This is a genomic window from Pseudomonas sp. URMO17WK12:I7, from assembly GCF_003269045.1.
GTDB classification, from domain to species: Bacteria; Pseudomonadota; Gammaproteobacteria; order Pseudomonadales; family Pseudomonadaceae; genus Aquipseudomonas; species Aquipseudomonas putida_J.
Window position 1 is genome coordinate 1 of record NZ_QLTL01000012.1, and the last position, 12177, is coordinate 12177.

Consider the following 12177-nt stretch of genomic DNA (forward strand, 5'->3'; position numbering starts at 1 on the left):
CCTGCACCGGTGTTGAGATGTTCCGCAAGCTGCTGGACGAAGGCCGTGCTGGCGAGAACTGCGGCGTTCTGCTGCGTGGTACCAAGCGTGACGACGTTGAGCGTGGCCAGGTTCTGGTCAAGCCAGGTTCGGTCAAGCCGCACACCAAGTTCACCGCAGAAGTCTACGTTCTGTCGAAAGAAGAAGGTGGCCGTCACACTCCGTTCTTCAAAGGCTACCGTCCTCAGTTCTACTTCCGTACCACTGACGTGACCGGTAACTGCGAACTGCCGGAAGGCGTTGAAATGGTAATGCCAGGTGACAACATTCAGATGACTGTTACCCTGATCAAGACCATCGCAATGGAAGACGGTCTGCGCTTCGCTATCCGTGAAGGCGGTCGTACCGTCGGCGCCGGCGTCGTAGCCAAAATCATCGAGTAATCACTCGACCGATTGAAAAAAACCCCCGCTCAGCGGGGGTTTTTTTTATTGGGTTGACACTAAATGGGGGCGTCTATAGAATCACGCCTCCTTTTAGCGGGCGTAGTGCGTCCGTTGGGAACAGCCTGGAGTCTGAAATCCAATGCAAAATCAGCAAATCCGTATCAGGTTGAAGGCTTTCGACCATCGCCTGATCGACCAATCCACCCAGGAAATCGTGGAAACCGCGAAACGTACTGGTGCACAAGTGCGTGGTCCAATTCCACTGCCTACCCGCAAAGAGCGTTTCACCGTTCTGGTTTCCCCGCACGTCAACAAAGACGCGCGTGACCAGTACGAGATCCGCACTCATAAGCGTGTTCTGGACATTGTCCAGCCAACGGATAAAACCGTTGACGCGCTGATGAAGCTTGATCTGGCGGCAGGTGTGGAAGTACAGATCAGCCTCGGCTAAGACTTCGGTCTAGTCGTGTAACGCTCTGAAATGGGCGGCCATAGCGGGTGAAAGCCCCGTACACTCATGAGGTTTACAACATGACTATTGGTGTAATCGGTCGCAAGTGCGGTATGACCCGCATTTTCACCGAAGAAGGTGTCTCCATTCCGGTCACGGTCATTGAGATCGAGCCGAATCGTGTCACCCAGTTCAAAACTGAAGAAACCGATGGCTACCGTGCAGTGCAAGTCACTGTCGGCGAGCGTCGTGCTTCGCGTGTGACTGCCGCTCAGGCAGGCCACTTCGCCAAGGCCAACGTTGCCGCTGGTCGCGGTGTCTGGGAGTTCCGTCTTGAAGAAGGCGAGTTCCAGGCTGGCGACTCGATCAAAGCTGAACTCTTCACTGCAGGCCAGCTGGTTGACGTTACTGGTCAGTCCAAAGGTAAAGGCTTCGCCGGTACCATCAAGCGCTGGAACTTCCGTGGCCAGGACAACACCCACGGTAACTCCGTGTCGCACCGTGTCCCAGGTTCCATCGGCCAGTGCCAGACTCCTGGTCGTGTGTTCAAGGGCAAGAAAATGTCCGGTCACATGGGCGCCGAGCGCGTGACTGTTCAGTCCCTGGAAGTAGTTCGCGTAGACGCTGAGCGCAACCTGCTGCTCGTCAAGGGTGCCGTTCCTGGCGCTACTGGCGGCGACGTGGTTGTACGTCCAGCTGTCAAGGCTCGCGGTTAAGGGGATACTGACATGCAACTTAATGTAAATGACGCTCAGGCGATCGAAGTTTCCGAACTGGCTTTCGGTGGCGAATTCAACGAGACGCTGGTACACCAAGCAGTCGTGGCCTACATGGCCGGCGGCCGTCAGGGCACCAAGCAGCAGAAGACCCGTTCCGACGTGGCTGGTGGCGGTAAGCGCCCATGGCGTCAGAAGGGTACTGGCCGTGCTCGTGCTGGTACCACCCGTGGTCCGATCTGGCGTGGCGGTGGTGTAACCTTCGCAGCTCGTCCTCAAGATCACTCGCAGAAGCTCAACAAGAAGATGTACCGCGCAGCCCTGCGCTCCATCCTCGCTGAGCTGGTGCGTAGCGACCGTCTGGTCGTGGTTCAGGACTTCGCTGTTGAAGCGCCGAAAACCAAAGATCTGCTGAACAAGCTGAACGGCATGGGTCTGAACGACGTACTGATCGTTTCCGACGCTGTTGATCAGAACCTGTACCTGGCTGCTCGCAACCTGCCGCACGTCGACGTACGTGACGTTCAAGGTTCCGACCCGGTCAGTCTGATCGCATACGAGAAGGTGTTGATCACCGTCTCGGCCGTGAAGAAATTCGAGGAGCTGCTGGGATGAACCAGGAACGCGTATTCAAAGTCCTCCTTGGCCCGCACGTTTCCGAGAAGGCTACCGTTCTGGCTGAGAAAAAAGGCCAGTTCGTATTCAAGGTTGCTACCGATGCAACCAAGCTGGAAATCAAGAAAGCTGTCGAAGGCCTGTTCAACGTAAAAGTTGAAAACGTGTCGACTGTTAACGTTCTGGGTAAAACCAAGCGTACCGCACGTGGTCTGGGCAAGCGTAATGACTGGAAGAAGGCGATCGTCTCCCTTCAGCCAGGCCAAGATCTCGATTTCAGCAGCAGTGCTGAGTAAGGAAGGGGTGCATCATGGCAATCGTTAAATGCAAACCGACTTCCCCTGGCCGCCGTTTCGTGGTCAAGGTGGTCAACAAGGAGCTGCACAAAGGCGCTCCTCACGCACCGCTGATCGAGAAAAAATCGAAGTCTGGTGGTCGTAACAACAATGGCCGCATTACCACTCGTCACGTGGGTGGTGGTCATAAGCAGCATTACCGTCTGGTCGACTTCCGTCGCAACGACAAAGATGGCATTCCAGCCACTGTCGAGCGTATCGAATACGACCCGAACCGTACTGCTCACATCGCCCTGCTGTGCTACGCAGACGGTGAGCGTCGCTACATCATTGCCCCTAAAGGCGTGAGTGCTGGCGACCAGCTGATCGCAGGTGCCCTGGCCCCAATCAAGGCCGGTAACTCCCTGCAACTGCGCAACATTCCAGTAGGTAGCACCATTCACGGCATCGAACTGAAGCCGGGTAAAGGTGCTCAGATCGCACGTTCCGCTGGTGCTTCGGCTCAGCTGATCGCTCGCGAAGGTGTCTACGTGACCCTGCGTCTGCGCTCTGGTGAAATGCGTAAAGTCCTGGCTGAGTGCCGTGCGACCCTGGGTGAAGTCTCGAACTCCGAGCACAGCCTGCGTTCGCTGGGTAAAGCTGGTGCCAAACGCTGGCGCGGCGTTCGCCCAACCGTTCGTGGTGTTGCCATGAACCCGGTTGACCACCCACATGGTGGTGGTGAAGGTCGTACCTCCGGTGGTCGTCATCCGGTATCGCCATGGGGCTTCCCAACCAAGGGTGCGAAGACCCGCGGTAATAAGCGTACCGACAACATGATCGTCCGTCGTCGCAAGTAACTAGAGGGATACGACAGTGCCACGTTCTCTGAAAAAAGGTCCTTTTATCGATCTTCACCTGTTGAAGAAGGTCGAAGTGGCGGTGGAGAAGAACGATCGCAAGCCAGTTAAAACCTGGTCGCGCCGTTCGATGATCCTGCCACAAATGGTCGGTCTGACCATCGCGGTACACAACGGTCGCCAACACGTCCCAGTTCTCGTGAACGAAGACATGGTCGGCCACAAACTGGGCGAGTTCGCCGGTACCCGCACCTATCGCGGGCACGTGGCTGACAAGAAAGCCAAGCGTTAAGGGGTAAGGAAATGGAAGTAGCCGCTAAGTTGTCGGGCGCTCGCATCTCCGCCCAGAAAGCCCGCTTGGTCGCCGACCAGATCCGCGGGAAGAAGGTGGGCGAAGCGCTCAACCTGTTGGCCTTCAGCAGCAAAAAAGCCGCTGAAATCATGAAGAAAGTCCTCGAGTCGGCCGTTGCCAACGCCGAACACAACGAAGGCGCTGACGTTGATGACCTGAAGGTCTCCACCGTCTTCGTCAACGAAGGGCGTTCGCTGAAGCGCATCATGCCACGTGCCAAAGGCCGTGCTGATCGCATCGTCAAGCGGTCTTGCCATATCACTGTCAAGGTTGCGGACAAGTAACGGAGTCGATCAGATGGGTCAGAAAGTACATCCCACTGGCATTCGCCTGGGAATCGTCAAGGAGCACACCTCCGTCTGGTACGCAGACGGTGCTACTTACGCAGATTACCTGTTGAAGGATCTGAAAACGCGTGAGTACCTCCAAGACAAACTAAAAAGCGCGTCCGTAAGCCGTATCGATATTCATCGTCCGGCTCAAACTGCACGCATCACCATCCACACCGCTCGTCCCGGTATCGTTATCGGTAAGAAAGGTGAAGATGTCGAGAAGCTGCGTCAGGACCTGACCAAGCAGATGGGTGTGCCTGTGCACATCAACATCGAAGAGATCCGCAAGCCGGAACTCGACGCTATGCTGGTTGCGCAGAGCGTAGCTCAGCAGCTGGAACGCCGCGTAATGTTCCGTCGCGCCATGAAGCGCGCCGTACAGAACGCCATGCGTATTGGTGCCAAGGGCATCAAGATCCAGGTGAGCGGTCGTCTCGGCGGTGCTGAGATTGCTCGTACCGAGTGGTATCGCGAAGGTCGTGTGCCGCTGCACACCCTGCGTGCCGATATCGACTACAACACCTACGAAGCTCACACCACTTACGGTGTGATCGGTGTGAAGGTTTGGATCTTCAAAGGCGAAGTTATTGGTGGTCGCCAAGAAGAACTGAAACCACAAGCACCAGCGCCTCGTAAAAAAGCTGCTAAGTAAGGGGTACGCCAAATGTTGCAACCAAAGCGTACAAAATTCCGCAAGCAGATGACTGGCCACAACCGTGGTCTGGCACTGCGCGGTAGCAAAGTCAGCTTCGGCGAATTCGCCCTGAAAGCTGTTGCTCGCGGTCGCCTCACCGCTCGCCAGATCGAGTCCGCACGTCGTGCGCTGACCCGTCACGTTAAGCGTGGCGGTAAGATCTGGATCCGTGTGTTCCCGGACAAGCCGATCTCCAAGAAGCCTCTCGAGGTTCGTATGGGTAAAGGTAAGGGTTCCGTGGAGTACTGGGTTGCCCAGATCCAACCAGGCAAAGTCCTGTACGAGATCGAGGGTGTTTCTGAAGAGCTGGCGCGCGAAGCTTTCGCCCTGGCTGCTGCAAAGCTGCCTCTCGCCACCTCCTTTGTTAAGCGGACGGTGATGTGATGAAAGCGAATGAACTTCGTGAAAAATCTGCACAGCAACTGAATGAGCAACTGCTCGGCTTGCTGCGCGACCAGTTCAATCTGCGTATGCAGAAAGCAACTGGCCAGTTGGGGCAGTCGCACCTGCTCTCGCAAGTTAAGCGTGACATCGCTCGCGTGAAAACTGTGCTTAACCAGCAGGCAGGTAAGTGATCATGGCTGAAGCTGAAAAAACCGTCCGTACGCTGACTGGCCGTGTCGTCAGCGACAAAATGGACAAGACCATCACCGTTCTGATCGAGCGTCGCGTTAAGCACCCGATCTACGGTAAATACGTTAAGCGTTCGACTAAGCTGCACGCGCACGACGAATCCAACCAGTGCAAAATCGGCGACAAGGTTTCCATCCGTGAAACCCGTCCGCTGGCCAAGACCAAGTCCTGGGCACTGGTTGAAGTCCTCGAACGCGCTGTTGAAGTCTAAGGGCTAGGGGTCGGAGAAATTTTATGATTCAGACTCAATCCATGCTCGATGTGGCCGATAACAGCGGCGCTCGTCGCGTCATGTGCATCAAGGTGCTCGGCGGCTCGCACCGCCGTTACGCCGGCATCGGTGACATCATCAAAGTAACCGTAAAGGAAGCAATTCCGCGCGGTAAGGTCAAAAAAGGCCAGGTGATGACTGCTGTTGTCGTCCGTACCCGTCACGGTGTACGTCGCGCTGACGGTTCCATCATTCGTTTCGACGGCAACGCTGCTGTTCTGCTGAACACCAAGCAAGAGCCGATCGGCACTCGCATCTTCGGGCCAGTGACCCGTGAACTTCGTACTGAGAAGTTCATGAAGATCGTCTCGCTCGCCCCTGAAGTGCTGTAAGGAGATCCGACATGCAAAAGATTCGTCGTGACGACGAGATCATCGTGATCGCCGGCAAAGACAAAGGTAAGCGCGGTAAGGTGCTGAAGGTTCTGGCTGATGACCGTCTGGTCATCGGTGGTGTGAACCTGGTCAAGCGTCATACCAAGCCTAACCCGATGGCGGGCGTTCAGGGCGGTATCGTCGAAAAAGAAGCGCCTCTGCACGCTTCCAACGTTGCCATCTTCAACGGCGAAACCAACAAGGCTGACCGCGTTGGTTTCAAAGTAGAAGACGGTAAGAAAATTCGTGTCTTCAAGTCGACCCAAAAAGCGGTTGATGCTTGAACACTGCTAGGTAGAAGACCATGGCACGACTGAAAGAGATTTACCGGAACGAAATCGCTCCTAAGCTTAAGGAAGAACTTAAGCTGTCGAACGTGATGGAAGTTCCGCGCGTTACCAAGATCACCCTGAACATGGGTCTGGGCGAAGCGATCGGCGACAAGAAAGTCATCGAGCACGCTGTTGCCGACCTGGAAAAGATCACCGGTCAAAAGCCGGTCGTGACTTTCGCTCGTAAATCCATCGCGGGCTTCAAAGTCCGTGAAGGGTGGCCGATCGGCGTCAAGGTGACCCTGCGTAGCGACAAGATGTACGAATTCCTGGACCGCCTGCTGGCGATCTCCCTGCCTCGGGTACGCGACTTCCGCGGCCTGAATGCCAAGTCCTTCGATGGTCGTGGCAACTACAGCATGGGCGTGAAAGAGCAGATCATCTTCCCGGAAATCGATTACGACAAGATCGATGCTCTGCGCGGTTTGGACATCACCCTGACCACCACTGCTCGTTCGGATGACGAAGGCCGCGCTCTGCTGCGTGCATTCAAATTCCCGTTCCGCAACTGATTGGAGTAGGAAAATGGCCAAGAAGAGCATGAAAAACCGCGAGCTGAAGCGTCAGCTCACGGTAGCCAAGTTCGCCAAAAAGCGTGCTGAGCTGAAAGCGACCATCGTCAACCTGAACGCCTCTCCAGAAGAGCGTTTCGCTGCCGTTGTCGCTCTGCAGAAGCAGCCACGTGATGCAAGCGCTGCGCGTCTGCGCAACCGTTGCCGCCTGACCGGTCGTCCTCACGGTGTATACCGTAAGTTCGGCCTGGGCCGTAACATGCTGCGTCAAGCGGCAATGCGCGGCGACGTACCAGGTCTGGTCAAAGCCTCCTGGTAATTGCTGCAGGTGTGATCCCGGTGGAAGGGGGGTGATCTTCCGACCGCCGGTGATCTTGCCAACAAACAAGCCCCCTCGTGGGGCTTGTTTCGTTTCTGCCTTGTGTCTAGAATGACCGGCTCACCCGAGCCTGGGTTTTTTGCCCTGCCCGTTCGGGTGGTTGTGATAGCCGCAAGGCTAATATTTCTTGTATCAGGAGCATCTAGCCCATGAGTATGCAGGACCCGTTAGCGGACATGCTAACTCGCATCCGTAATGCCCAGATGGCTGAAAAGTCCGTCGTAAGCATGCCTTCCTCCACTCTGAAGGTTGCGGTTGCCAAAGTTCTTAAGGACGAAGGTTACATCGCTGGCTACCAGGTTACTGGTGAAGCCAAGCCTTCCCTGTCGATCGAACTGAAGTACTTCGAAGGCCGTCCGGTCATCGAGGAACTGAAGCGCTCCAGCCGTCCAGGCCTGCGCCAGTACAAGTCCGTCGCTGAGCTGCCGAAAGTACGTGGCGGCCTGGGCGTGTCTATTGTCTCCACCAACAAAGGTGTGATGACTGATCGCGCTGCGCGCGCTGCCGGTGTCGGCGGCGAAGTTCTGTGCACAGTGTTCTAAGGGGGGATAGACATGTCTCGCGTCGCTAAGAACCCCGTTAAGCTGCCGTCCGGTGTCGAAGTCAAATTCGCAGGTCAGCTGCTTTCGGTGAAGGGTGCCAAAGGCGCTCTCGAACTGAACGTTCACTCGTCTGTTGAAGTTACCGAAGAGTCTGGTGAACTGCGTTTCGTCGCTCGCAATGGTGACCAGCAAGCTCGCGCCATGGCCGGTACTACCCGCGCTCTGGTCAACAACATGGTCCAAGGCGTAAGCCAAGGCTTCGAGCGCAAGCTCCAGCTGGTCGGTGTTGGTTACAAGGCACAGGCCAAGGGCACCGTCCTGAACCTGGCCCTGGGCTTCTCTCACCCAGTGGACTACGAACTGCCAGCCGGTATCACCGCTGAAACGCCTAGCCAGACCGACATCCTGATCAAGGGTATCGACAAGCAGCTGGTAGGTCAGGTGGCCGCTGAAATCCGCGGGTTCCGTCCGCCGGAGCCTTACAAAGGCAAGGGTGTGCGTTACGCGGACGAAGTAGTCCGTCGTAAAGAAGCCAAGAAGAAGTAGGGCCTAGCAAATGACCGACAAAAAAGTTATTCGACTGCGTCGCGCTCGCAAAGCACGCCTCAAGATGCACGAACTCGAAGTCGTGCGCCTGTGCGTGTTCCGCTCCTCGCAGCACATCTACGCCCAGGTCATTTCGGCCGACGGCAGCAAGGTTCTGGCAAGCGCCTCGACCTTGGACAAAGACCTGCGTGATGGCGCCACTGGCAACATCGACGCGGCCACTAAGGTTGGCAAGCTGGTAGCTGAGCGTGCGAAAGCCGCCGGTGTATCTCAAGTTGCCTTTGACCGTTCCGGCTTCAAGTACCACGGCCGCGTCAAAGCGCTGGCTGATGCTGCTCGTGAAGGCGGGCTGGAGTTCTAAGTTATGGCAAATAACGATCAAAAGCGCGACGAAGGCTACATCGAGAAGCTGGTTCAAGTTAACCGCGTAGCCAAAACCGTTAAAGGCGGCCGTATCTTCACCTTCACCGCACTGACCGTGGTAGGTGATGGCAAGGGTCGCGTTGGTTTCGGCCGTGGCAAATCGCGCGAAGTACCTGCTGCGATCCAGAAAGCCATGGAAGCTGCTCGTCGCAACATGATCCAGGTTGACCTGAAGGGCACCACCCTGCAGTACGCCACCAAGGCTGCCCACGGCGCCTCGAAGGTTTACATGCAGCCTGCCTCGGAAGGTACCGGTATCATCGCCGGCGGCGCTATGCGTGCCGTCCTGGAAGTTGCTGGTGTTCAGAACGTCCTGGCCAAGTGCTACGGTTCGACCAACCCAGTGAACGTGGTTTACGCCACCTTCAAGGGTCTGAAAGCCATGCAATCTCCTGAGTCCATTGCTGCCAAGCGCGGCAAGAGCGTTGAGGAGATCTTCTAATCATGGCAACCGTAAAAGTAACGCTGATCAAGAGCGTCTCGGGCCGCCTGCCTAACCACAAACTGTGCGTTAAAGGTCTGGGTCTGCGTCGCATCGGTCACACTGTAGAAGTCCAGGATACTCCCGAGAACCGCGGGATGATCAACAAGGCTTACTACATGCTGAAGGTCGAGGGTTAATCGATGAAACTCAATGATCTGAGTCCAGCGCCGGGTTCCCGTCGCGAGAAGCATCGTCCAGGTCGTGGTATCGGTAGCGGTCTGGGTAAGACTGGCGGCCGTGGCCACAAAGGTCAGACCTCCCGTTCCGGTGGTTCGATCGCTCCTGGCTTCGAAGGCGGTCAACAGCCGCTGCACCGTCGTCTGCCGAAGTTCGGCTTCGTTTCCCTGAAAGCCATGGACCGCGCTGAAGTGCGTCTGTCCGAACTGGCCAAAGTGGAAGGCGACGTGATCTCCGTGCAGTCCCTGAAGGATGCCAACGTGATCAACCAGCACATTCAGCGTGTGAAAATCATGCTGTCTGGCGAAGTTACTCGCGCAGTCACCATCAAGGGCATCGCAGCCACCAAGGGTGCGCGTGCGGCTATCGAAGCAGCTGGCGGCAAATTCGAGGAATAAATGGCTAAGCAAGGTGCTCTCTCTTCGCTCGGTAAGGGCGGGATGTCGGAACTCTGGGCTCGTCTGCGCTTTCTGTTCATGGCGATCATCGTCTATCGGATAGGTGCGCATATCCCGGTTCCTGGCATCAATCCAGACCGTCTGGCGGATCTGTTTCGGCAGAATGAGGGGACCATTCTTAGCTTGTTCAACATGTTTTCCGGTGGCGCGCTTGAGCGCATGAGCATCTTTGCACTGGGGATCATGCCGTACATTTCGGCATCGATCATCATGCAGCTGATGACGGCGGTCAGCCCGCAACTGGAGCAGTTGAAGAAGGAAGGTGAAGCTGGCCGTCGCAAGATCAGCCAGTACACCCGCTACGGCACCGTTATCCTGGCACTGGTTCAGGCCATTGGCATGTCCATTGGCCTGGCCAACCAGGGCGTGGCGTTTTCTGTGGGCCTCGGCTTCTATGTCGTTGCTGTCTCCACCTTCGTGGCAGGCGCGATGTTCATGATGTGGCTGGGTGAGCAGATCACCGAGCGCGGTGTGGGTAACGGTATCTCGATGTTGATCTTCGCAGGTATCGTTGCCGGTCTTCCGAGAGCAATCGGGCAGTCTTTCGAGTCTGCACGCACAGGCGATATCAACATTTTCGCCCTGGTCGCAATCGGTTTGCTTGCAGTAGCGATCATCGGTTTCGTGGTGTTCATTGAGCGTGGTCAGCGTCGTATTGCCGTTCACTACGCCAAGCGTCAGCAGGGCCGCAAGGTCTTCGCGGCGCAGACCAGCCACTTGCCGCTGAAGGTGAACATGGCGGGGGTTATCCCGGCCATTTTCGCGAGCAGCATTCTGCTGTTCCCGGCTTCGCTGGGTGCCTGGTTCGGTCAGTCCGAAGGTATGGGCTGGCTGCAGGACATCTCGCAGTCGATCGCTCCTGGTCAGCCGTTGAACATTCTGCTGTTTAGTGCAGGGATTATTTTCTTCTGCTTCTTCTACACAGCGCTGATGTTCAACCCGAAAGACGTAGCGGAAAACCTGAAGAAGTCCGGTGCCTTTATTCCGGGTATCCGTCCTGGTGAGCAGTCCGCACGCTACATTGATGGCGTTCTGACTCGTCTGACCATGTTCGGTGCTCTTTACATGATGGCCGTCTGCCTTCTGCCCCAGTTCCTGGTGGTGGCAGCAAATGTGCCGTTCTACCTTGGCGGGACCTCGTTGCTGATTGTGGTAGTGGTTGTGATGGACTTCATGTCCCAAGTACAATCGCACCTCGTTTCGCACCAGTACGAATCCCTGATGAAGAAAGCCAACCTGAAAGGCTACGGTGGCAGCGGTCTGCTGCGCTGATACGCCCCTAAGGTTCGAGGAGTCGGTAATGAAAGTTCGTGCATCGGTGAAAAAGCTGTGCCGTAACTGCAAGATCATCCGTCGCGAAGGCGTCGTACGAGTGATCTGCAGCGCGGAACCGCGTCACAAACAGCGCCAAGGCTGAGTGTGATCTGCGTTTCAAACCCAGCAGCTAGTGTGCTGCTGGGTTGATTATTCGTTTCTACAGCGATATTATCTCGCGCCCTATTTCTTGGCTTCCGGGGCGTAGGTAGCTGTCAATTGGAGTCCCACTGAATGGCCCGTATTGCAGGCGTCAACATTCCAGATAACAAGCATACTGTTATCTCGCTGACCTACATCTATGGTGTCGGTCGCACAACTGCACAGAAGATCTGTGCAGACGCTGGTGTAAACCCAGCCGCTAAGATCAAGGATCTGAGCGACGAGCAAATCGAAACCCTGCGTGGCGAAGTCGCGAAGTTCACCACCGAAGGTGACCTGCGTCGTGACATCAACATGAAGATCAAGCGCTTGATGGACCTGGGTTGCTACCGCGGCCTGCGTCATCGTAAAGGTCTGCCGGTTCGCGGTCAGCGCACCAAGACCAACGCACGCACCCGTAAGGGCCCGCGTAAGCCGATCCGCAAGTAATCGCCCAGGAATATAGACATGGCAAAACCTGCTGCTCGTCCTCGTAAGAAAGTCAAAAAGACAGTGGTTGATGGCATCGCCCACATCCACGCTTCTTTCAACAACACCATCGTGACCATCACCGACCGTCAGGGCAACGCACTGTCCTGGGCTACTTCCGGTGGTTCGGGTTTCCGTGGTTCGCGCAAGTCCACCCCGTTCGCAGCCCAGATTGCTGCTGAGCGTGCTGGTCAAGCTGCGCTGGAATATGGTCTGAAGAACCTCGACGTCAACGTCAAGGGTCCAGGTCCAGGTCGTGAATCCGCCGTTCGTGCATTGAACAGCTGCGGCTACAAGATCGCCAGCATCACCGACGTGACGCCAATCCCGCACAACGGGTGCCGTCCGCCGAAGAAGCGTCGCGTGTAATCAGGAGACAGAA

The 12177-nt window shown here is 56.3% G+C and carries 26 protein-coding genes; all 26 read left to right on the forward strand.

What is annotated here, in order from left to right; all coding sequences use genetic code 11:
* Positions 1 to 422, forward strand: a 422-nt coding sequence (locus H040_RS17225) for an EF-Tu/IF-2/RF-3 family GTPase (protein WP_112312872.1), incomplete at its 5' end; no start/stop codon positions are given.
* A gap of 142 nt (positions 423 to 564) precedes the next feature.
* Positions 565 to 876 (forward strand): 30S ribosomal protein S10, encoded by a 312-nt coding sequence (gene rpsJ, locus H040_RS17230; protein WP_003186070.1) that lies wholly within the window; start codon positions 565 to 567, stop codon positions 874 to 876.
* Positions 877 to 956: 80 nt separating this feature from the next.
* Complete coding sequence (gene rplC, locus H040_RS17235) at positions 957 to 1592, forward strand: 50S ribosomal protein L3 (RefSeq protein ID WP_027917847.1); 636 nt, start codon at positions 957 to 959, stop codon at positions 1590 to 1592.
* A gap of 12 nt (positions 1593 to 1604) precedes the next feature.
* Positions 1605 to 2207, forward strand: coding sequence for a 50S ribosomal protein L4 (gene rplD, locus H040_RS17240; protein ID WP_027917846.1), 603 nt, complete (start codon positions 1605 to 1607; stop codon positions 2205 to 2207).
* Positions 2204 to 2503 carry a 50S ribosomal protein L23 gene (gene rplW / locus H040_RS17245; protein WP_003255484.1) on the forward strand — a complete coding sequence of 100 codons (300 nt, stop codon included), beginning with the start codon at positions 2204 to 2206 and terminating at the stop codon, positions 2501 to 2503. The genes rplD and rplW overlap by 4 nt, the downstream gene beginning before the upstream one ends.
* Before the next feature lie 14 nt (positions 2504 to 2517).
* Positions 2518 to 3342, forward strand: coding sequence for a 50S ribosomal protein L2 (gene rplB, locus H040_RS17250; protein WP_003255483.1), 825 nt, complete (start codon positions 2518 to 2520; stop codon positions 3340 to 3342).
* A 16-nt stretch (positions 3343 to 3358) separates the two neighbouring features.
* A complete protein-coding gene (gene rpsS / locus H040_RS17255) occupies positions 3359 to 3634 on the forward strand; it encodes a 30S ribosomal protein S19 (protein WP_003255482.1) in 276 nt (91 codons plus the stop codon).
* Between the two features lie 11 nt (positions 3635 to 3645).
* Positions 3646 to 3978: a 50S ribosomal protein L22 gene (rplV, locus tag H040_RS17260; RefSeq protein ID WP_003103908.1), complete on the forward strand. Its 333-nt coding sequence runs from the start codon at positions 3646 to 3648 to the stop codon at positions 3976 to 3978.
* 13 nt (positions 3979 to 3991) lie between these two features.
* Positions 3992 to 4678, forward strand: a complete 687-nt coding sequence (gene rpsC, locus H040_RS17265) for a 30S ribosomal protein S3 (RefSeq protein ID WP_003255481.1) — start codon at positions 3992 to 3994, stop codon at positions 4676 to 4678.
* A gap of 12 nt (positions 4679 to 4690) precedes the next feature.
* Positions 4691 to 5104 carry a 50S ribosomal protein L16 gene (gene rplP / locus H040_RS17270; protein WP_003255479.1) on the forward strand — a complete coding sequence of 138 codons (414 nt, stop codon included), beginning with the start codon at positions 4691 to 4693 and terminating at the stop codon, positions 5102 to 5104.
* On the forward strand, positions 5104 to 5295 hold the full coding sequence (gene rpmC, locus H040_RS17275) for a 50S ribosomal protein L29 (RefSeq protein WP_002555481.1): 192 nt from the start codon (positions 5104 to 5106) through the stop codon (positions 5293 to 5295). The genes rplP and rpmC overlap by 1 nt, the downstream gene beginning before the upstream one ends.
* A gap of 2 nt (positions 5296 to 5297) precedes the next feature.
* Positions 5298 to 5564, forward strand: coding sequence for a 30S ribosomal protein S17 (rpsQ, locus tag H040_RS17280; RefSeq protein ID WP_008089812.1), 267 nt, complete (start codon positions 5298 to 5300; stop codon positions 5562 to 5564).
* Between the two features lie 23 nt (positions 5565 to 5587).
* Positions 5588 to 5956 (forward strand): 50S ribosomal protein L14, encoded by a 369-nt coding sequence (gene rplN, locus H040_RS17285; protein WP_008089810.1) that lies wholly within the window; start codon positions 5588 to 5590, stop codon positions 5954 to 5956.
* 11 nt (positions 5957 to 5967) lie between these two features.
* Complete coding sequence (gene rplX / locus H040_RS17290; protein ID WP_003255476.1) at positions 5968 to 6282, forward strand: 50S ribosomal protein L24; 315 nt, start codon at positions 5968 to 5970, stop codon at positions 6280 to 6282.
* Positions 6283 to 6302: 20 nt separating this feature from the next.
* Entirely contained in the window at positions 6303 to 6842 is a 540-nt protein-coding gene (gene rplE / locus H040_RS17295) for a 50S ribosomal protein L5 (protein WP_003255474.1), read from the forward strand.
* Positions 6843 to 6855: 13 nt separating this feature from the next.
* A complete protein-coding gene (gene rpsN, locus H040_RS17300; protein ID WP_012316516.1) occupies positions 6856 to 7161 on the forward strand; it encodes a 30S ribosomal protein S14 in 306 nt (101 codons plus the stop codon).
* 209 nt (positions 7162 to 7370) lie between these two features.
* Entirely contained in the window at positions 7371 to 7763 is a 393-nt protein-coding gene (gene rpsH / locus H040_RS17305) for a 30S ribosomal protein S8 (protein WP_009681971.1), read from the forward strand.
* Positions 7764 to 7775: 12 nt separating this feature from the next.
* Positions 7776 to 8309, forward strand: a complete 534-nt coding sequence (gene rplF, locus H040_RS17310) for a 50S ribosomal protein L6 (protein ID WP_027917845.1) — start codon at positions 7776 to 7778, stop codon at positions 8307 to 8309.
* A gap of 10 nt (positions 8310 to 8319) precedes the next feature.
* Entirely contained in the window at positions 8320 to 8670 is a 351-nt protein-coding gene (gene rplR, locus H040_RS17315) for a 50S ribosomal protein L18 (protein WP_003255467.1), read from the forward strand.
* A 3-nt stretch (positions 8671 to 8673) separates the two neighbouring features.
* Positions 8674 to 9174, forward strand: coding sequence for a 30S ribosomal protein S5 (gene rpsE, locus H040_RS17320; RefSeq protein ID WP_003255465.1), 501 nt, complete (start codon positions 8674 to 8676; stop codon positions 9172 to 9174).
* Positions 9175 to 9176: 2 nt separating this feature from the next.
* Entirely contained in the window at positions 9177 to 9353 is a 177-nt protein-coding gene (rpmD, locus tag H040_RS17325; protein WP_003255463.1) for a 50S ribosomal protein L30, read from the forward strand.
* Between the two features lie 3 nt (positions 9354 to 9356).
* Positions 9357 to 9791 (forward strand): 50S ribosomal protein L15, encoded by a 435-nt coding sequence (gene rplO / locus H040_RS17330; protein WP_003255461.1) that lies wholly within the window; start codon positions 9357 to 9359, stop codon positions 9789 to 9791.
* Positions 9792 to 11123: a preprotein translocase subunit SecY gene (secY, locus tag H040_RS17335; RefSeq protein ID WP_016393394.1), complete on the forward strand. Its 1332-nt coding sequence runs from the start codon at positions 9792 to 9794 to the stop codon at positions 11121 to 11123.
* Between the two features lie 28 nt (positions 11124 to 11151).
* Complete coding sequence (gene rpmJ, locus H040_RS17340) at positions 11152 to 11268, forward strand: 50S ribosomal protein L36 (RefSeq protein ID WP_002555468.1); 117 nt, start codon at positions 11152 to 11154, stop codon at positions 11266 to 11268.
* A gap of 131 nt (positions 11269 to 11399) precedes the next feature.
* On the forward strand, positions 11400 to 11756 hold the full coding sequence (gene rpsM / locus H040_RS17345; protein ID WP_003255457.1) for a 30S ribosomal protein S13: 357 nt from the start codon (positions 11400 to 11402) through the stop codon (positions 11754 to 11756).
* A gap of 18 nt (positions 11757 to 11774) precedes the next feature.
* On the forward strand, positions 11775 to 12164 hold the full coding sequence (rpsK, locus tag H040_RS17350) for a 30S ribosomal protein S11 (protein ID WP_003255454.1): 390 nt from the start codon (positions 11775 to 11777) through the stop codon (positions 12162 to 12164).
* The last annotated feature ends 13 nt before the right edge of the window (positions 12165 to 12177 follow it).

Bases quoted from the DNA above. Each gene is read 5' to 3' on its own strand.
- rpmJ (WP_002555468.1), top strand. From the start codon at position 11,152: ATGAAAGTTCGTGCATCGGTGAAAAAGCTGTGCCGTAACTGCAAGATC.
- rplE (WP_003255474.1), top strand. From the start codon at position 6,303: ATGGCACGACTGAAAGAGATTTACCGGAACGAAATCGCTCCTAAGCTT.
- secY (WP_016393394.1), top strand. From the start codon at position 9,792: ATGGCTAAGCAAGGTGCTCTCTCTTCGCTCGGTAAGGGCGGGATGTCG.
- rplC (WP_027917847.1), top strand. From the start codon at position 957: ATGACTATTGGTGTAATCGGTCGCAAGTGCGGTATGACCCGCATTTTC.
- rpsM (WP_003255457.1), top strand. From the start codon at position 11,400: ATGGCCCGTATTGCAGGCGTCAACATTCCAGATAACAAGCATACTGTT.
- rpmC (WP_002555481.1), top strand. From the start codon at position 5,104: ATGAAAGCGAATGAACTTCGTGAAAAATCTGCACAGCAACTGAATGAG.
- rplF (WP_027917845.1), top strand. From the start codon at position 7,776: ATGTCTCGCGTCGCTAAGAACCCCGTTAAGCTGCCGTCCGGTGTCGAA.
- rplN (WP_008089810.1), top strand. From the start codon at position 5,588: ATGATTCAGACTCAATCCATGCTCGATGTGGCCGATAACAGCGGCGCT.
- rplO (WP_003255461.1), top strand. From the start codon at position 9,357: ATGAAACTCAATGATCTGAGTCCAGCGCCGGGTTCCCGTCGCGAGAAG.
- rpsN (WP_012316516.1), top strand. From the start codon at position 6,856: ATGGCCAAGAAGAGCATGAAAAACCGCGAGCTGAAGCGTCAGCTCACG.
- rplX (WP_003255476.1), top strand. From the start codon at position 5,968: ATGCAAAAGATTCGTCGTGACGACGAGATCATCGTGATCGCCGGCAAA.
- rpmD (WP_003255463.1), top strand. From the start codon at position 9,177: ATGGCAACCGTAAAAGTAACGCTGATCAAGAGCGTCTCGGGCCGCCTG.
- rpsJ (WP_003186070.1), top strand. From the start codon at position 565: ATGCAAAATCAGCAAATCCGTATCAGGTTGAAGGCTTTCGACCATCGC.
- rplV (WP_003103908.1), top strand. From the start codon at position 3,646: ATGGAAGTAGCCGCTAAGTTGTCGGGCGCTCGCATCTCCGCCCAGAAA.
- rpsK (WP_003255454.1), top strand. From the start codon at position 11,775: ATGGCAAAACCTGCTGCTCGTCCTCGTAAGAAAGTCAAAAAGACAGTG.
- rplD (WP_027917846.1), top strand. From the start codon at position 1,605: ATGCAACTTAATGTAAATGACGCTCAGGCGATCGAAGTTTCCGAACTG.
- rpsC (WP_003255481.1), top strand. From the start codon at position 3,992: ATGGGTCAGAAAGTACATCCCACTGGCATTCGCCTGGGAATCGTCAAG.
- rplB (WP_003255483.1), top strand. From the start codon at position 2,518: ATGGCAATCGTTAAATGCAAACCGACTTCCCCTGGCCGCCGTTTCGTG.
- rplR (WP_003255467.1), top strand. From the start codon at position 8,320: ATGACCGACAAAAAAGTTATTCGACTGCGTCGCGCTCGCAAAGCACGC.
- rplW (WP_003255484.1), top strand. From the start codon at position 2,204: ATGAACCAGGAACGCGTATTCAAAGTCCTCCTTGGCCCGCACGTTTCC.
- rpsE (WP_003255465.1), top strand. From the start codon at position 8,674: ATGGCAAATAACGATCAAAAGCGCGACGAAGGCTACATCGAGAAGCTG.
- rpsH (WP_009681971.1), top strand. From the start codon at position 7,371: ATGAGTATGCAGGACCCGTTAGCGGACATGCTAACTCGCATCCGTAAT.
- rplP (WP_003255479.1), top strand. From the start codon at position 4,691: ATGTTGCAACCAAAGCGTACAAAATTCCGCAAGCAGATGACTGGCCAC.
- rpsQ (WP_008089812.1), top strand. From the start codon at position 5,298: ATGGCTGAAGCTGAAAAAACCGTCCGTACGCTGACTGGCCGTGTCGTC.